General features: G+C 60.2%; 14 protein-coding genes and 1 pseudogene. 7 read left to right on the top strand and 8 right to left on the bottom strand.

The genetic code is table 11. The features are described from left to right. The first annotated feature begins 304 nt into the window (after positions 1 to 304). Genes glf through AHiyo1_RS02900 form a run of 4 tightly spaced genes read left to right on the top strand, consistent with a single transcriptional unit; the run spans position 305 to position 5,104 of the window. Positions 305 to 1,492, top strand: coding sequence for a UDP-galactopyranose mutase (glf, locus tag AHiyo1_RS02885; protein WP_059387555.1), 1,188 nt, complete (start codon positions 305 to 307; stop codon positions 1,490 to 1,492). A gap of 14 nt (positions 1,493 to 1,506) precedes the next feature. Continuing rightward, entirely contained in the window at positions 1,507 to 3,471 is a 1,965-nt protein-coding gene (locus AHiyo1_RS02890; protein ID WP_059387567.1) for a glycosyltransferase, read from the top strand. Next, on the top strand, positions 3,472 to 4,341 hold the full coding sequence (locus AHiyo1_RS02895; protein ID WP_059387556.1) for an ABC transporter permease: 870 nt from the start codon (positions 3,472 to 3,474) through the stop codon (positions 4,339 to 4,341). It begins immediately after the preceding gene. Between the two features lies 1 nt (position 4,342). After that, on the top strand, positions 4,343 to 5,104 hold the full coding sequence (locus tag AHiyo1_RS02900) for an ABC transporter ATP-binding protein (protein ID WP_059387557.1): 762 nt from the start codon (positions 4,343 to 4,345) through the stop codon (positions 5,102 to 5,104). Positions 5,105 to 5,203: 99 nt separating this feature from the next. On the opposite strand, the gene AHiyo1_RS02905 is transcribed toward AHiyo1_RS02900, so the two are convergent. From AHiyo1_RS02905 to AHiyo1_RS02940, 8 genes and pseudogenes are all read right to left on the bottom strand, one after another. Then, positions 5,204 to 7,126 carry a DUF6541 family protein gene (locus AHiyo1_RS02905; RefSeq protein WP_172465474.1) on the bottom strand — a complete coding sequence of 641 codons (1,923 nt, stop codon included), beginning with the start codon at positions 7,124 to 7,126 and terminating at the stop codon, positions 5,204 to 5,206. Between the two features lie 51 nt (positions 7,127 to 7,177). Then, positions 7,178 to 8,041 (bottom strand): glucose-1-phosphate thymidylyltransferase RfbA, encoded by an 864-nt coding sequence (gene rfbA / locus AHiyo1_RS02910; RefSeq protein ID WP_059387568.1) that lies wholly within the window; start codon positions 8,039 to 8,041, stop codon positions 7,178 to 7,180. 71 nt (positions 8,042 to 8,112) lie between these two features. Further along, positions 8,113 to 9,027, bottom strand: coding sequence for a glycosyltransferase (locus tag AHiyo1_RS02915; protein WP_253257130.1), 915 nt, complete (start codon positions 9,025 to 9,027; stop codon positions 8,113 to 8,115). A gap of 10 nt (positions 9,028 to 9,037) precedes the next feature. Then, entirely contained in the window at positions 9,038 to 9,925 is an 888-nt protein-coding gene (locus AHiyo1_RS02920; RefSeq protein WP_059387559.1) for a glycosyltransferase, read from the bottom strand. Between the two features lie 8 nt (positions 9,926 to 9,933). Then, positions 9,934 to 10,317: a DUF2304 domain-containing protein gene (locus AHiyo1_RS02925; protein ID WP_059387560.1), complete on the bottom strand. Its 384-nt coding sequence runs from the start codon at positions 10,315 to 10,317 to the stop codon at positions 9,934 to 9,936. Then, a pseudogene (locus tag AHiyo1_RS02930) lies at positions 10,317 to 11,071 on the bottom strand (glycosyltransferase family 2 protein). Before AHiyo1_RS02930 ends, AHiyo1_RS02925 begins: the two are co-directional and overlap by 1 nt. A 178-nt stretch (positions 11,072 to 11,249) precedes the next feature. Next, a complete protein-coding gene (locus AHiyo1_RS02935) occupies positions 11,250 to 12,017 on the bottom strand; it encodes a glycosyltransferase (protein ID WP_172465475.1) in 768 nt (255 codons plus the stop codon). Positions 12,018 to 12,027: 10 nt separating this feature from the next. Beyond that, positions 12,028 to 13,266, bottom strand: a complete 1,239-nt coding sequence (locus AHiyo1_RS02940; protein ID WP_059387563.1) for a polysaccharide biosynthesis protein — start codon at positions 13,264 to 13,266, stop codon at positions 12,028 to 12,030. 96 nt (positions 13,267 to 13,362) lie between these two features. Here AHiyo1_RS02940 and AHiyo1_RS02945 point away from each other — a divergent pair, with 96 nt between their 5' ends. Genes AHiyo1_RS02945 through AHiyo1_RS02955 form a run of 3 tightly spaced genes read left to right on the top strand, consistent with a single transcriptional unit; the run spans position 13,363 to position 16,565 of the window. Beyond that, positions 13,363 to 14,118, top strand: coding sequence for a glycosyltransferase (locus AHiyo1_RS02945; protein WP_059387564.1), 756 nt, complete (start codon positions 13,363 to 13,365; stop codon positions 14,116 to 14,118). A gap of 34 nt (positions 14,119 to 14,152) precedes the next feature. Further along, positions 14,153 to 15,151, top strand: a complete 999-nt coding sequence (gene rfbB / locus AHiyo1_RS02950) for a dTDP-glucose 4,6-dehydratase (RefSeq protein ID WP_059387565.1) — start codon at positions 14,153 to 14,155, stop codon at positions 15,149 to 15,151. Between the two features lie 4 nt (positions 15,152 to 15,155). Then, positions 15,156 to 16,565 carry a sugar nucleotide-binding protein gene (locus AHiyo1_RS02955; protein ID WP_059387566.1) on the top strand — a complete coding sequence of 470 codons (1,410 nt, stop codon included), beginning with the start codon at positions 15,156 to 15,158 and terminating at the stop codon, positions 16,563 to 16,565. Positions 16,566 to 16,716 lie beyond the last annotated feature (151 nt).

Consider the following 16,716-nt stretch of genomic DNA (forward strand, 5'->3'; position numbering starts at 1 on the left):
GGTGTGCCGTTTCCCGCGGCCATGGTCAGTTCGATGGGCTCACTTTGCCGTAACGCCCCCGGGGCCCGGACAAGGGTGCAATGGAATGTCATTGTGTCCGCTCCTTCGGTTCGCGCGTCTGCTGTTCTCCCACGATATTTGTGCTGAGCACCGGGTGTTCTTGGGCAGTTGGCCTATGTGGAAAACGTGGCACTCGTTCGCCCGGGGAGGGGCCGGCTCGAAAACCGGGCGCGCCATCTCGGGTAGGCTTGACCTGCAGCCAATGCACACCATTGGGCTGCCCATATTCGAACCAGGAGATTTTGTGACCGCTGACCTCGTCATTGTCGGGTCGGGCTTTTTTGGCCTGACAATCGCAGAACAGGCAGCCACCGAGCTGGGCTTGAAGGTTGTTGTCATCGACCGCCGGCACCACGTCGGAGGCAACGCATACAGCGAAATGGAAGAGCAAACGGGCATCGAGGTGCACCGGTATGGTGCGCATCTGTTCCACACCTCGAATGAACGGGTTTGGGAATACGTCAACCGGTTCACTACCTTCACCAATTACGTGCACAAGGTGTACGGCGTCCACAAGGGCGAGGTCTACTCCCTGCCCATCAACCTGGCAACGATCAACCAGTTCTTCAGGGCCAACCTGAAGCCCGGCGAGGCGCGGGCACTCATTCAGGAGCAGGCTGGCGAACTTGCGGGAACCGATCCGCAGAACCTCAACGACAAGGGCATCCAGCTGATCGGCCGTCCACTCTACGAGGCCTTCATCAAGCACTACACCGGCAAGCAGTGGCAGACGGACCCCAAGGACCTGCCGGCAGGGATCATTTCCCGGCTTCCCGTCCGCTATAACTACGACAACCGCTACTTCAACGACAAGTACGAGGGCCTTCCGACCAACGGATACACCGCGTGGGTCGAGAAGATGGCCGAGCATCCGAACATCGAAGTGCGGCTGAACACGGACTTCTTCGACAACTCCCATGAGTATTCGAAGGACAAGGTTGTCGGCAAGATTCCCGTCGTCTACACGGGCCCGGTGGACCGCTACTTCGACTTCGTCGCCGGAGACCTGTCCTGGCGCACCATCGATTTCGAAGAGGAAGTCCTGGACATGGGCGACTTCCAGGGGACCTCCGTTGTGAACTACAACGACGACGACGTCCCGTTCACCAGGATCATCGAGCCGCGGCATTTCCACCCCGAGCGCGAATACCAGACGGAGAAGACCGTGATCATGCGTGAGTTCTCTCGATTCGCGGAAAAGGGCGACGAACCGTACTACCCGGTCAACACGGCACTCGACAGGGAGAAGCTGCTCAAGTACCGGGATTTGGCGGCGGCGGAAGAGAATGTACTCTTCGGCGGGCGTCTTGGCACCTACAAGTACCTCGATATGCACATGGCCATCGGTTCGGCGCTGTCGATGTTTGAAAACAGGATTCGTCCGCACTTCGAAAGCGGCGCGGCAATTGAAAGTGGAGGAGTAGACGCGTGAGCAGCGAAATCAAGATGCAAGTATTGCAGCGGGTTATCCTGCCCGCTGATGACCAGCTGGACACCACAGCGTTGTACGTCGACGCCGGACCAGCGAACGGTATCCGCCTCCGCGAGAACGACGAATTCGCCAGGAACCCCAAGTCGACCGAGGAGAAACTTCACTTCGTCAGTTCGGGCGGCGAAGAGGTCCATTTTGAAGACGTCCTCTCCAGGAGTTCCGTAAGGCTCCGCGCGGGAGAGCAGCTTTCCTTCGGAACGTACTTCAACGCGTTTCCCGCGAGCTACTGGCGCCGCTGGACGGACCTTCAAATGGTCCGCCTTGTTGTCCGTACAACGGGCCACGGTACAGTCACGGTCTACAAGTCGAACGCGCGGGGCACTCTCCAGCGTGTTGATGGTGCGAGGGTCGAGGGCGCCGCTGTCACCGAATTCGAACTCTCCCTCAAGCCCTTCGGCGACGGCGGGTGGTACTGGTTCGATCTGGCCTCCAGCCGTGAGGAACTGACGCTCGATTCAGCGGAATGGCAAGGCGCGGAGCGCGAGGGCAACCCCGGCAAGGTGACCCTCGAGATCACCACCATGAACAAGCCGGACTTCTGCCTGAACAACGCCAGGATCCTCTCGGAGCATCCCGAGGTGCTGGAACACGTCCAGGAAATCCTCATCGTGGACCAAGGAACCCAAAAGGTTGCCGAGCAGCCAGGCTTTGCCGAAGTGAAGTCCGCCCTCGGTGACAAGCTGCGGATCATCAACCAAGCCAATCTCGGCGGCTCGGGTGGCTTCTCCCGCGGCATGTACGAGGCCGTGGAGAACGGCAGCGACTACGCGCTCCTGTTGGACGACGACGTCGTGATCGAACCGGAGAGTATCGCGCGCCTGCTGACGTTCTCGGACCATTGCCGGAAGCCGACTATCGTCGGCGGTCACATGTTCGACCTCTACAGCCGCAGCGTTCTCCACACCTTTGGTGAAGTGGTGGACCCCTATCGATTCGTGCCGGCCATGCCCCATGCGGACATGGAGATGAGGCACGACTTCAGCGTTGCGAACCTTCGGCAGACGCCGTGGCTGCACCGGCGCGTCGACGTCGACTACAACGGCTGGTGGCTGTGCATGATCCCGACGGAAATCATCCGCGAGATCGGGCTGTCGCTTCCCGTCTTTATCAAGTGGGACGACGCCGAATACGGACTTCGCGCCCGTGAAGCCGGTTTTGCCACGGTTTCCTTGCCCGGCGCGGCCGTCTGGCATGTCTCCTGGATCGACAAGGACGACCTGGTCGGATGGCAAGCCTATTTCCATGGCCGGAACCGCCTGATCACCACGCTCATCTACAGCCCCTATAAGAAGGGTGGCCGCGTTATCCGGGAGTCGTTCCAAGCCGATGTGAAGCACTTGGTTTCGATGCAGTACTTCACCGAACATTCACGCCTCGATGCCCTCAAGGATCTCTTCCTCGGGCCCGCGCATCTGCACGGCAATCTCGCCACGAAGCTCGGCGAGATCAATGCGTTGAAGTCCGACTATCCCGACGCGGAGATGCGCGAGAACGTCGATGATTTTCCAGCCCCGGCATTGGGCCGCGGTCCCTCCGGTCTCAATCCCATTGGACTTCCCAACAAGAAGGACCTCGTTAAATGGGGTGTCACCACGGTTGCCCGCCAGTTGGTGAAGAAGCCGGCCGCGGAATCGGCAGAGCGGCCGCAGGGCTTCCTGGCACACCGGGACAACAGATGGTTCCGCTTGGCGCACTATGACAGCGTTGTGGTTTCGAACGCCGATGGCACCGCGGCTTCCTGGTACAAACGCGATCCTGACAAGCTCAAGTCCATGCTGGCGGAAGCAGGAAAGCTCCACGCCAATCTCTACCGCCAGTGGGAGGAGCTCTCGGAGCAGTACCGCAAGGCCCTGCCGGAGATCACCTCCATGGAAGCTTGGAAGAAGACGTTTGGCTTGGCCGACGAGGAAGGCCACTAGATGGCACAGCCCGTGACCGACTTGGTCCAACCGGGCCGCGGCCGCGGCATCGTCGACGTCTACAAGCACAAGTTCCTGCTGCAATTACTGGTGCGCAAGGAGATCAAGATCCGCTATCGCGGCTCCGTCTTGGGACTCCTGTGGTCCTACGTGAAGCCGCTGATGCAGTTCTTGATCTACTTCGTCGCTCTCGGCGTCTTCCTCGACATGCAGCGCGGAACCCCCAACTACGCGATCTATCTGTTTGCAGGAATTGTGCTGGTCAATTTCTTCACGGAGTCGCTGGGCAACGCGACCCGTTCGATTGTGGACAACCGAGACCTTATCCGTAAGATCTACCTGCCCCGGGAGCTGTTCCCCGTCTCGACCGTGTGGGTTTCCGCAGCCCATTTGCTTCCCCAGGTAGTGGTCTTGCTCGGAGCCTGCCTCTTGACCGGTTGGAGTCCCTCGGTCTGGCAATTGCTGGCAGTCGTCGGGGCGTTTGTGCTGACAGCGATTCTTTCCACCGGCCTTGGCCTCCTTTTCGGTGCCGCCAACGTCTACTTCCGCGACTCCGAGAACATCGTGGATATGATCCTCATGATCGTCACGTGGGCCTCACCGGTCCTTTACGTGTGGCCGATGGTGCAGCGCGTCATGGGTCCCTGGTTCTTTTTGTACCAGCTGAATCCGGTCACAGTCGCCGTCGAAATCTTCCACTGGGCATTTTGGTCCCCGACGCTGAGCGCTGCGCAATCCGGGTCGATTTCCATGCCGCCGGACCTGCTCACCGTCTGGTTCCCCTCTGCCTTTGGCGTCGCTGCACTCGTCCTCGTGATCGGCCAGCTCGTCTTCATGAAGTTGTCTGTCCACTTTGCCCAGGAGCTCTGAAATGACTGTACCCGCGGAAGTTTCCGACAGGGTGGCGATCACCTGCCGGAATTTGCGGAAGAAGTTCGTGCTCCGGCACACCCGCAGCATGAAAGAAGCAATTGTCTGGTTGCTGACGGGGCGTAAAGGGGACCTTTCGAAGAAGTTCGATGCGCTGAAGGACGTTTCGCTGGATGTCGAACAAGGCGAAACCGTGGCGTTGCTCGGGCTTAACGGCTCAGGCAAGTCAACTCTCTTGAAGCTCATTTCGGGCGTGCTCCAGCCGGACGAGGGTACCGTGCATACAAGGGGAAGAGTCGCCGGACTGATCGAAGTCGGAGCCGGTTTCCACCACGACCTCAGCGGGCGCGACAACGTGTACCTCAACGGGGCCATCCTTGGGATGAGCCAAAACCAGATCGATGAAATGTTCGACTCGATTGTGGAGTTCTCCGAAATCGGAGAGTTCATCGACACCGAGGTCAAGTTCTATTCATCGGGCATGTACCTGAAGTTGGCTTTCTCGATCGCGGTTCACACGGACCCGGAGGTCTTCCTCATCGACGAGATCCTTGCCGTGGGCGACGAACCGTTCCAACGCAAATGCATCACCAAGATCAACGAATTGGCAGCGGCCGGCAAGACGCTGTTCGTAGTGAGCCACGACTTGGATCTGGTCGCCTCGGTGTGCAAGCGTGGTGTGCTCCTGGAGCACGGCGAGATCATCATGGACGGCGAAGTGCATGACGTCGTCCGGGAACTCCGGCGCCGCTCGGCGGACTAGCCCAGGTGCGCGGGACTAGCGAAGGGGCCGGCCAACCCGCCAAGCCGGCCTGGATACCGCTTCCGACACCTGAGGACACCAACTGGACAGTGCGCCTTCTCAGCTGGCTCCGCATGCGGTTATCTTGTAGAGCTTCGCATTTCCCTGGCTGTCTACGAGCTGAACTCCGGGGTTTTGGTCCAAGCGGGCCAGACCAGCCGGAGTGTGGTTGCCTCCATGGACTTCCAGCAATCCGAAGTCAAGGACGTAATAGGAATGCTCGCTCCGAACAGCCCTGCACACCGCGGGGTCCTTTGAGACTGCATCCAAGTGGTCGTAGATCTCTTGGAGATCAGGCGAAACATAGCTAAGGATATGGAGCTGAGCAGACTTGCGATCACCGAGGGCATACGAAAGAGACGCTCCGGTGTAGGGATTCCCGATCAAGATCGCGTCTTGCGGGACGTCATTGTGCAGTCTTTGGAAGATTGCCAGCTCGTCGCTCGAAACCAAAGGGGAGTCCGCCGACAAGGCGTACTTTGACGCCGCTTGCTCCACTTCCTTGTTCACTCCGCCCACTTGTCCGACGACGACGGCAACGGCGACGAGAACGGCAGCCAAGGCGTATTGAAGTGCATTCCGGAGACCGGACCGGCGGATCCCTGAGCCGCTTCGACGGAAAACCCGCTTGAACAGTTGCGAAAGGTATGGGTTGTGGCAGATCCACTCGACGCCCACGGCAGCAAGCAAGACAGCGACAAGGGGCAACAGTGCTGCAATACGGTAGCTGTCGTTGTACCAGACGCCCGTCAAAATACTACGGACCCTGGAAATGGGGAAGCCGGACACAACCACAAACAGCACCGTGAAAATCAGGAAGACTCCTGCGAGCCATTTGTACCGAATCCGCCCCAGCGCCGCCCAAAGGCCCAGGAGCGCCACCGGTGCCACCAGCCAGGCGGCAGGCAAATCCAACGGAGAGAAAACAAAGGCTTCGCCGAGAGCTTGCGGGACCGTATGGTACGGGCCCCAGAATGAAGCGTCCGACGGTGGCCTGAGGACGATCCAGAGGATGAGGAATACAACGCAATAGCCGATCAAGGGGACCATGAACCTGGCCCTCCCAAGACGCAGCAAACCCCGTCTCCGGAGCTTGAAGGCCTTCCACGCAAGGACACCGACCATCGGGGCCGTCCATGTGAGCCAGGCCATGAAGGTGGTCGGATGCGCCACAAGGAGCCCCGCAAGGCTCAACAAGAGCGCGAGGACCGCCGACAGGTCCCGGGGCACCCAGACCGGGGAAACCCTGGAAATTGCCGCAGCCAGGGCTATGGAACCCGGCAGGATGCTGATCGACAGCAGATTGGGGTACAGGACACCGAAGTCCATCATCAGGAGCGGGAATGCGCCAAGCGAGGCAGACGCTATGCCGGCCGCCAGTGCAACCGCGGAGGAACGGCCGATGGTCCACCTGGCCGCCAAGACGCAGCCTAGAGGCCAAAACACTGCCGCGAGGACTATGCTCGTGAGGTTCACGGCGACCGGAACGTCCAGCGCGAAGGTCGAGGCGACCAAGGTCGCCACCGCGTTCCAGCCTGCGGGATAGAAACCACCGCCGGTCATGTCGCCTATCGTCAGGGACGAGGCATTCCCGGTATCAAGGGCGTACTTGACGGAGTTGAGGTGAAACACCGCATCGTAGGTCTGCGAAAAATGCTCGGGGCCGCCGATAGCCTGCATAACCCTGGCGCCGACCACCGCGAGTGCGAGCGCACAGGCCACAAATGGTGCTGACCGCCGCCAAAGCCCCGGCCTCGGCATTTCCCCGGCGCGAGGACGGAACCGGGAAACGAACCACGCGATGACGCCGAGCGCGACCGCCACGATAGCGACCGGAAGCACGGTGAACCGGACATGCAAAAAGGGGCTCAGCGTCGAAGCCAGGACAATCACGCCTACCGAGAGGGCAGGGGACAGCCCTAGCGCATCAAATCCTCGATAGCGCAATCCGAGTGCCACAAGCAGTCCGGGAGCAACCAGCAATAAGGCAGCACCGACTAACTGCGGAAGGACAGACCACCACACGGGCGGGGACTAGTCTTCCAGCAGGCCGTGGAGGTACGCTCCGTAACCGCTCTTGACCAACGGCTCGGCACGTGCCCGCAACTCGTCGTCGGAAAGAAAACCCTGGCGCCAGGCGATTTCCTCGGGAGCTCCGATCTTGAGGCCTTGGCGGTTCTCTACCGTGCGAATGAAATTCGACGCGTCGTTGAGGTCGTTGAAGGTACCGGTGTCGAGCCAGGCCGTGCCCCGCGGAAGGATCTCGACATGAAGCTTTTCGTTCTGAAGATATGTCCTGTTGATGTCCGTGATTTCGAGCTCGCCACGGGGTGAAGGCTTGAGGTTCTTGGCGATCTCCACAACATCGTTGTCATAGAAATACAGGCCCGGAACGGCGTAGTGCGATTTGGGGTGCTCCGGCTTTTCCTCCAAGGAAATGGCTTTGCCATCTTCATTGAATTCGACCACGCCGTAGGCCTTGGGATCCTTCACCCAATAACCAAAGACCGCACCGCCGTCGATGTTTGCATGCTTCCGAAGCTGCGTTCCCATGCCCTGTCCGTAGAAGATATTGTCTCCCAGGACGAGGGCAACGGTTTCATTTCCGATATGTTCCTCGCCCAGGATAAATGCTTGGGCGAGACCGTCGGGCGACGGTTGCTGGACGTAGGAAATGTTCACGCCGAATTGGGAACCGTCGCCAAGGAGCCGTTGAAACTGCTCTGCGTCGTGGGGAGTGGTGATGACGAGAATGTCTCGAATGCCCGCCAGAATGAGCGTGGAGAGGGGGTAGTAGATCATCGGCTTGTCATAAACCGGGACCAGCTGCTTGCTGATGCCGTGAGTAATCGGATGGAGACGAGAGCCGGTGCCACCGGCAAGAATGATTCCACGCATGGTCCCCATCATCCCTTACCTTCGAGTCCGCGGCAAAACCAGCGACTGGCCAATGGCCACCGACTCAACTCCTAGCCGAGGTGCGCTCTTCCGCTCCGGCCGCGGAGGCCGTCGATGGTTCCCCTCAATGCTGACTGGAGCCGGGCAGCGCGGCCGGGCGCCAACACTGACACGAAAACGAGGTGCCTCATGTCGAGAAACAAGCCAGAGGCAACCCATCCTGGATGTGCCTTCGCGTATCGCCGGCCAACCAGAATCCTGTTTCGGAAGATGTAGTAATAACGCCAGGAAGCAGCAATGCGGACTTTCAACGGACGATCTTGAAGTTTGATGTCCCTGCCCAGAATATTCGCATCTACCAAGGTTCCTAGCGAATGGTCGAATTCTGCGTCCGCAAGTACAGTCGGAAGCCCGGCATCGAGGGCGCGGAAGTAGTATTCCGTGTCCACGAGGTCGATGAAAAGGCCATCCCAGAAGTTGCCGATAGCGTCCAGGGTGGAAACCGGAATCAGCAGTCCGGATTGAATTGGTTCCCGTCCCAGCTGGATCCCGGATTTCGAACCGGCCTTCTTCACGGGATTGCCATGGATGCGGGCCGGGGAAACAAGGCCCGGGGTTATGCCTGCGGCCTCGGCCGACTGGGCGGCCTCCACTAGCCGGTGGACATATTCGGCGGTCAGGAGCGAATCCTGGTCGACGGTGATGATGTAGTCGATCGGCGCTTTGCGCGCCAAGTCGATCCCCGCGTTCAACGCGGATGCGATTCCGGAGTTTTCTTCAAGCCGCAGCACCATAGCGCCGGCATCCGCTGCGTCCTCGAAGATCCGATCGAAACCGGGCCCGCCACCGTCGTCGACTACTACAACGGTGGTGAGTTGGCCCAGCAAGGACGAGACGTTACGGACCAGGTGCGACGTCGGACGATAGGCGGTGACCACCGCGGCTACGTTGTTTAGCCGCTTCGACGGATCAATTTCGGTTGGCAAGTCGAACTTCCTAGTTTCCAAGGGTATGCCTCAGGAGGGACCCGACAGCCGCGGGGCTGCCGTGCAAGGCGGCATTGGGCAGGAGCAAGAAAGCATGGGCCCGGGACGTCAGGCGCAATGCAGCCGCCCGTGATGCCTTTCTCCACCCCTTCTTCCTGCAGAGCTCTGCAGCAAGTTCGAAGTAGCCGCGTTCGCCGGCAAAACGGGAGCCGTCCAGCAATTTGCTTGAGGAAGCGCTGGCGGTGTGCCTGCGGTATGCGAAACATACCTCCGGCTCGATGAGTAACTCAGCTCCAGCCAAGACCATGTCGATGATCAAGCCAAGGTCCTGGATGACGTGGAGACCATCCCTGAAATCGAAGTTCCCGATTTTGTCCCGGCGGAAAATCAGGGAGGGCCAGTAGAGCCAGTCACCATGGAGAAGGCTGACTGCCAGTTTCTCGCCGCTGACCACCCTGGGCCGGGACCCGTGTGGCTTGACGAGGTGCTGCTTCACAAGATCGGCAATCGGCCGGGCGTTCTCCCCGGCCTCGTTGATCACTTCCACGCCTGGCTGGATGATCCAGGCTTCCGGGAAATCCCGGTGGGCGCGAAGTGCGACATCAACGAAGTTAGGGAGCAGGATGTCGTCGCAACCCATGACCACAAGCGTGTCCTGCGTTGCCCGGGAGACACACGTGCGGAAGTTTGCCGTAATTCCTTCGTTGGTTTCCTTGCGGACATAGGTGATGCGTGGATCGTTGATTTCTTCCAAGTATCGGCGGACCTCATCGCCCGGATAGGCGTCGTCCACAACGGTCAGGAGCCAATCGTCCGAATTCTGTGCCAGTACGCTGTCGACTGCCTGCCGCATGTAGTCAGGATCCCCCCAGTAGGGGATGAAGATATCAAGGGCCATTCGGTTCCTTACTTTGGTCCGGAAGGAGCGGAGGTGTCGTCCTCCTGGGTCTCGGCGGCCTGGAGGCGCTCAAGGAGGGTGCGCATGATCGCAACTTCCTCAGCCAGCGTCCTGGTCTCATCTTCGACGACCGAGATCTCCCAGGAAAGGTGCAAACAGACGCCCAGCAGCAGCAGGATGCTGATGATGAACAGCAAGTTCGACGGAAGCTGCACGCCAACGAGTTCGGCAACGATTGTCAGCAAACTCGGGAACGCGGCAAGGACCAAAGTTCCAATGCCCACCACGAGCCATAGTGCCGCATATTTCTCGCGGAGCTTCTTGCGCCGGAGCATTTCGAAAACGATCCCCACGATCGCCAACGAGAGGAGGAAGGCCGCCAGATTTCCCATTAGGATGCCTCCTGGGCCCATGTTGTTGATGCGGATGGAATAGCGGATCTCTTACGTGTAAGCGCGAAAAGGAGTGCGAAAGTGGAACGGCCGAGATAAACCGCTGCTTGGCAGGATTGTGGCTTGGAGTTCCGCCCTGGCGCGGGCGCATGGCCACGGGGATCTGGGTCACTTTGCACCCGGAACGTATTGCCACGACCAGGGAGTCAATCGTGTCGCCGAGGTACTCCGCGGGATAGTGGTCAAGATACTGGCTGATGGCGCGGTCGTTGGCGGCACGAAATCCTGACGTCACATCAGTGAGGCGCGTCTTTGCAAGGCCGGAGATGACTTTTGCGAGGAACTGCATTGCCCATTTCCGGGGGCCGCTCACCTTGTATTCACCTTTGTCCGCGAATCGGGCGCCGATTGAGATGTCGGCGTGCTCCAGTCCGGCGAGCACCTCGCCGATGTTCCGGGGATCATGCTGCCCGTCGGCGTCGACCTGGATCACGCGGCTGTAGCCGAGGCGCTTCGCGTATTTGAAGCCGGCGCGCATGGCACCACCGACGCCGAGGTTGAAGGGAAGGTTCAAGACTGTCGCTCCGGCTTCGGCGGCAACTTCCGCGGTGGCGTCGGAGGAGCCATCATTGACGACCAGTACGTCGTAAGGGCATCCGACGCCGAGGACTTCGCGCACGGTGTCGCCCACCGACTCGGCTTCATTCCACGCCGGCATGATGACCAAGACCCGCGTTGAGTCATGATTTTCCATCGTTCTCCTATATGTCATCGTGGCTGGATGCGGTTGAGGAGGTCCTGGCTGATGCGACCCTGCCGTCCGCGGCATGAATCGACGAGCCCCTCCCAAGCGGCGATCGCCAAGTACCGTCGATCCGGGCTGAATGCGAAGCGGAGAAGCTGTGCTTTCGCGTCTTCCAGCATGCGCCGAATCACCCAGGCCGGGTTGCGGCGCCAGTACCTGCGGGCGAGTGTGGTGCCGTTTCGCATGATGTAGTACATCCGGAAAGGCGAGTAGTAGTTGAAGGACAAATCGTTGCCACGGAGCCGTAAGGGCCGCCCAAGCACCTTCGCCGGGAGGCGCGCCCCGAGCCTGTGCCCGACTTCGCAACCTGCCCCGATGAGGATGCTGTAGCCGGCTGCCCGGACTCGCGCGGTGAACTCGGAATCCACGCAATCGATGAAAAAGCCCGACTCGAAGTTGCGACGTCGGCCAAGGTAGTCATCGGGATGAAGAAACCGGACTGCATGGGATCGAAGGCTTCCGGAAATCCGTGGGATGCTCCGAGGACCGGCACCTGGTGCCCGCTGAACGTCTCAGCGCTCACGAAGCCCACTTTTTGTCCTTCGGCCGTGGCCCTGTCATAGGTGGCGAGGGCGCTTGAGACGTAATCCGGGACCGGCAGCGAGTCTTGGTCGAAAGTCAGCACGAAATCCGGGCGGCTGGTCGATTCCAGCTCTTCGAGTCCGCGGTTCAGTGCGGCTGCGATTCCGGAGTTGTTGTCCAGGCGCAGTACCTTGGTTCCGTTACCGGCAAGGTGGTCAAAGATCTGCTCCGACGCCGGAGACGTACTGCAGTCATCGACGACTATGAGTTCGTCTACTTGCGTCGCGATGGATTCAGCGTTGGTGAGCAGTTCGTCGTCTGGGTTGAAAGCGGCGATCACCGCTGCGGTTCGTCTTTGTGGACTTTCAATCACGGAGATGATCCTACCCGTCCACACTTACGGGGAGCGCCTTGGCGGGCAGCAGCCTTGACGCGGGGAGGAGGAGGCCGAAGAAGAGCAACGCTTCGCTGATGGCCATTCCCAGTGCCACACCCGGAACATTTGACGCCAAGCCGGCCACTACCATGAACGCGACTCCCGCAGCTGCCGACAGCCCGGTCCACAAAAGGACAGTACTCTGGCGCCCGGCGGGAATGAGGAGGTTCCTGATGAGGGGCGTTGAAGCCGAGAGGAAGAAGAAGGAAATCCCATAGAAGACGGACGTCGCGGTATCGGCCTTATTCGCGTCGCTGAACAGGATGGCAGAAGCCCATGGACCCAGCAGGCCCAGGCCGAGCGCTCCGGCGGCTCCGAGCGCGAGGTGCGTCATCAGCGCAACTGTGTGGCGCCGTCGGGAGTCCTCGGGGTTTCCCTCAAGCGTCCAGCTTTGAAAAGTGTTCCCGACGGCCACCACGCTGAAAAGGCCAAAGCGGTAGATGCTGTCCGCGGAGGCGAATCCTGCAGTGGCCGTTGCCAACGGCACCGTCGCCGTGGCTATCGGGACGGGGGATGAGGCGTAAGCGCTTCCGGCAAAATTGATTGCCGCGGTCCCACTTTCGGGAACGATCTCGCGGATGGCATTCCCCGGGCGCCGGGGGAACCACGTCCCGCTTTCCCCGAATCGAAGCTGGAATGCTATCGACGCCACAATGGTGGCAAGGAGTGCAAGGACGCCATAGATCCAAATCTGGCCGGTCGCAAGAATGAATGGCACGCTGAGCAGTGCTGCGCAGAACCGGGGAAGGGTGTCATAGACGGCCAGAATCCGCGGTTGTCCTGTGCCGATACCGAACCAGGCCGGGGAGAAGCCGGTGAGGGCAGTGGCCCACGCCATGGTAATCGCGTCAAGGCGGTAACCGTCGTGCGCTACGAGGGAAACGATGATGCTCATGAGCGGAAAGACGACGAGCGCAATGATGATGCGCGTTCGGATGCTTCTTGAATAAAGTGATGCGCGAGCCTGCGGTGAGGGGCTCCGGGCAATGGCCACGGGACCGGAAATGTTCCAGCTCCACAGAATGATCGTGGCGGCAAATACTCCGATGGCCTGGCCGGACGTGATGCTTGACCAGCCGGCCGGCCCTGCGACACGGGCAATGACGGGCAGCAGGAGGAAAGGCAGTACCAGTGCGAGAAGCGGAAGCAGCGTGAATCCAGCGAGTCGAAGCAACACGGGTTTCATTACTGGTAGGTCCTATTGCTCGACGGCGTGACCTTACGATGATACGCGATGATGCCTGCCCGCTAACGCCCTGGTAACTCGCCTAGAGTGGAGGTCATGAACGATTCGACGACGCCGGACGGCCAGGCGATCCGGGTGAGTGTCTGCCTTGCGGCCTACAAGGGATCCCGATTCATCGAGGAGCAGATCGCCTCGATTCTTCGGGATCTTGGTCCCGACGATGAACTGGTGGTCGTGGACGATGCGTCGCCCGATGACACCGCCGAGATCGTCAAGGGCATTCGGGACCCGCGGATCCGTTTTGTCGGGGCATCTGTGAACAAGGGCTATGTCAGGACGTTTGAACAGGCCGTGGAAATGAGCCGTGGCGAATTCATCATGCTTTCCGACCAGGATGACGTATGGATTCCCGGGCGAGTGGAAATCATGCTCGATGCGCTGGCCGACCACAAGGTTGTCGCAGGAAACTTCGACGTCCTCGGCGGTGGACCGAGACCTTGGATTCCAAGGCTTCGTTCTTCCGACTCGGCGAGGCACCTGGCCAATCTGTTCGCGATCCTGATCGGGTACCGGGCCTACTACGGATGCGCCATGGGCATCCGCCGGGATGCGCTCAATTACTTCGTGCCGATCCCGTCTTATGTGAACGAATCGCATGACCTCTGGCTCGCCATTTGCGGAAACGTTGCACGGTCCATCCGCCACCTTGACGAATCGACCGTGCTCCGACGTCTGCACGACGACAACCAGACACCCGCCGGGTGGCGTTCGCTCGTCAAAATCATCAAAGCGCGGATGATGATCGCCCGCCTGATGTTCGAAGCGCTACGCCGGGTACGCCTGGGTTCTTGACGGCCTTCACCTTGGGGTTCGGTAGGCTGTTCCCATGCAGAAACTTCTGGTTACCGGCGGTGCCGGCTTCATCGGTTCGAATTTTGTCCACTACGTCCTGGAGCGCACTGAGGACAGTGTCACCGTTCTCGACAAACTAACCTACGCCGGCAACGTGGACTCCTTGAAGGGGCTTCCGGAGGAACGGTTCCAGTTCGTCCAGGGTGACATTTCGGACGCGGAACTTGTGGATCGGCTCGTTGAAGACTGCGACGTAGTGGTCCACTATGCCGCCGAATCACACAATGACAACTCGCTGCATGACCCGCGCCCGTTCCTGGATACAAACATCATCGGGACGTACACGCTCATCGAGGCTGCCCGGAAGCACGGCAAGCGGTTCCACCACATCTCCACCGATGAGGTGTACGGCGACTTGGAGTTGGACGACCCCGAGCGGTTCACCGAAGCGACGCCGTACAACCCGTCCAGCCCCTACTCTTCGACCAAAGCCGGATCCGACCTTCTGGTGCGCGCATGGGTGCGATCGTTCGGACTGCAGGCGACCATCAGCAACTGCTCAAACAACTATGGGCCGTACCAGCATGTGGAGAAGTTCATTCCACGCCAGATCACCAACGTGATCGACGGCATACGCCCCAAGCTCTACGGCAAGGGTGAAAACGTCCGCGACTGGATCCACGCGAACGACCACTCCTCCGCCGTGCTTGCAATCATCGAAAAAGGCCGGATCGGTGAAACCTACCTGATCGGTGCCGATGGCGAGAAGAACAACAAAGACGTTGTTGAGCTCATCCTCAAGCACATGGGTCAGTCGCCCGATGCTTACGACCACGTCGTTGACCGGCCTGGCCACGACCTGCGGTATGCGATCGATTCGAGCAAGCTCCGCGATGAGCTCGGCTGGCAGCCGCAATACTCCAACTTCGACGCAGGAATCGAAGCCACCATCGATTGGTACCGGGACAACGAGTCCTGGTGGCGCCCGCAGAAGGCAGCCACTGAAGCCAAATACAAGGAACAGGGCCAGTAGACCAATGACGATCGAGTTTTCGAAGCCGCTCGCGGCCCGCGAAACGCCGATTCCCGGCGTCGTTCTCTATGAGCTGCCGGTTCACGGCGACAACCGCGGCTGGTTCAAGGAGAACTGGCAGCGGGAGAAAATGGTCGCGCTTGGGCTGCCGGACTTCCGTCCTGTCCAGAACAACATCTCGTTCAACGAGAAGGCCGGCACAACGCGCGGCATTCACGCCGAGCCCTGGGATAAGTTCATTTCGGTAGCGACGGGCCGGATATTCGGTGCGTGGGTCGACCTGCGTGAAGGTCCTTCTTTCGGCGCGGTCTTCACCGCGGAGCTTGATCCGAGCCAGGCCATCTTCATTCCGCGTGGGGTGGGCAACGCATTCCAGACCCTCGAGGACAATACGGCCTACACGTACCTCGTCAACGATCACTGGTCTGCGGACGCACAGAGCCAGTACACATTCCTCAACCTCGCCGACGAGACCGCTGCCATCGACTGGCCCGTGCCGTTGGACCAGGCTGAGCTGTCCGACAAGGACAAAGCGCATCCGCGCCTCGCCGAGGTCGAGCCGATGCCGTCCCGGAAGATCCTTGTGGTGGGTGCAGACGGCCAGCTTGGCAAGGCATTGCGTGGACTGTACGACGGCGACCCTTCGGTTGAGTTCGCGGCACGAGCCGACTTCGACCTATCAAAGGAAGAGTCGTTCGACGGACGGAACTGGAAGAACTACTCTGCGATCATCAATGCGGCCGCCTACACCGCGGTTGACGCCGCCGAGAGTCCCGAAGGCAGGGAAGCCGCCTGGCAGGTCAACGTCTCGGCCGTCGCGCGCCTCGCCAGGACCGCGATCGAACACGATCTCACGCTCGTTCATGTCTCCTCGGACTATGTCTTCGACGGGTCGCGGGAATCGCACGACGAAAACGAGCCGTACACCCCGCTTGGCGTGTACGGTCAAACCAAAGCCGCCGGGGACGCCGTCGTCAGCGTGGTTCCGCGCCACTACATCGTGCGCACCAGTTGGGTGATCGGCGAAGGCAGCAACTTCGTCCGGACCATGGCCTCGCTCGCCGATCGCGGGATCAAGCCGAGTGTCGTCAACGACCAGATCGGGCGGCTCAGCTTCACGGAAGACATCGCTGCTGGAATCAGGCACCTGTTGGAGTCCCGCGCGCCGTACGGCGCGTACAACCTCAGCAACGACGGTGAACCGCAGTCGTGGGCGGACATCGCAGGAGACGTCTACGAGCTCCGCGGTGCCTCGGGAGACGACGTCACCGGCGTGAGCACCGAAGAATATTTTGCGGGCAAATCCGCAGCCCCGCGGCCGCTGAAGAGCATCCTCGACTTGAGCAAGATCAAGGGCGCAGGGTTTGTTCCAGCGAGCAGTGCCGAGAGACTGACGGCCTACCTTCGGGGCTAGCACTCGGAGGCGTAGCTACGCCAATGGAAAAGGTCTGGCCAGGCAATGCCTGGCCAGACCTTTTGCGTTGGGTTTCGCGATCTTTACTCGACGCGCTGGCGTTCCGCGGGTTCCTTGCTTGCTTGGTTCCCGACGGCGGCAGTCGCCGGAC

It is taken from the genome of Arthrobacter sp. Hiyo1 (assembly GCF_001263615.2).
Lineage (GTDB): Bacteria > Actinomycetota > Actinomycetes > Actinomycetales > Micrococcaceae > Arthrobacter.

What these genes read in the sequence shown, in the direction of transcription:
- AHiyo1_RS02890 (WP_059387567.1), top strand. Translation starts at nt 1,507, where the DNA reads ATGCAAGTATTGCAGCGGGTTATCCTGCCCGCTGATGACCAGCTGGAC.
- AHiyo1_RS02925 (WP_059387560.1), bottom strand. Translation starts at nt 10,317, where the DNA reads ATGGGAAATCTGGCGGCCTTCCTCCTCTCGTTGGCGATCGTGGGGATC.
- AHiyo1_RS02955 (WP_059387566.1), top strand. Translation starts at nt 15,156, where the DNA reads ATGACGATCGAGTTTTCGAAGCCGCTCGCGGCCCGCGAAACGCCGATT.
- rfbB (WP_059387565.1), top strand. Translation starts at nt 14,153, where the DNA reads ATGCAGAAACTTCTGGTTACCGGCGGTGCCGGCTTCATCGGTTCGAAT.
- AHiyo1_RS02895 (WP_059387556.1), top strand. Translation starts at nt 3,472, where the DNA reads ATGGCACAGCCCGTGACCGACTTGGTCCAACCGGGCCGCGGCCGCGGC.
- AHiyo1_RS02920 (WP_059387559.1), bottom strand. Translation starts at nt 9,925, where the DNA reads ATGGCCCTTGATATCTTCATCCCCTACTGGGGGGATCCTGACTACATG.
- AHiyo1_RS02940 (WP_059387563.1), bottom strand. Translation starts at nt 13,266, where the DNA reads ATGAAACCCGTGTTGCTTCGACTCGCTGGATTCACGCTGCTTCCGCTT.
- AHiyo1_RS02945 (WP_059387564.1), top strand. Translation starts at nt 13,363, where the DNA reads ATGAACGATTCGACGACGCCGGACGGCCAGGCGATCCGGGTGAGTGTC.
- AHiyo1_RS02900 (WP_059387557.1), top strand. Translation starts at nt 4,343, where the DNA reads ATGACTGTACCCGCGGAAGTTTCCGACAGGGTGGCGATCACCTGCCGG.
- rfbA (WP_059387568.1), bottom strand. Translation starts at nt 8,041, where the DNA reads ATGCGTGGAATCATTCTTGCCGGTGGCACCGGCTCTCGTCTCCATCCG.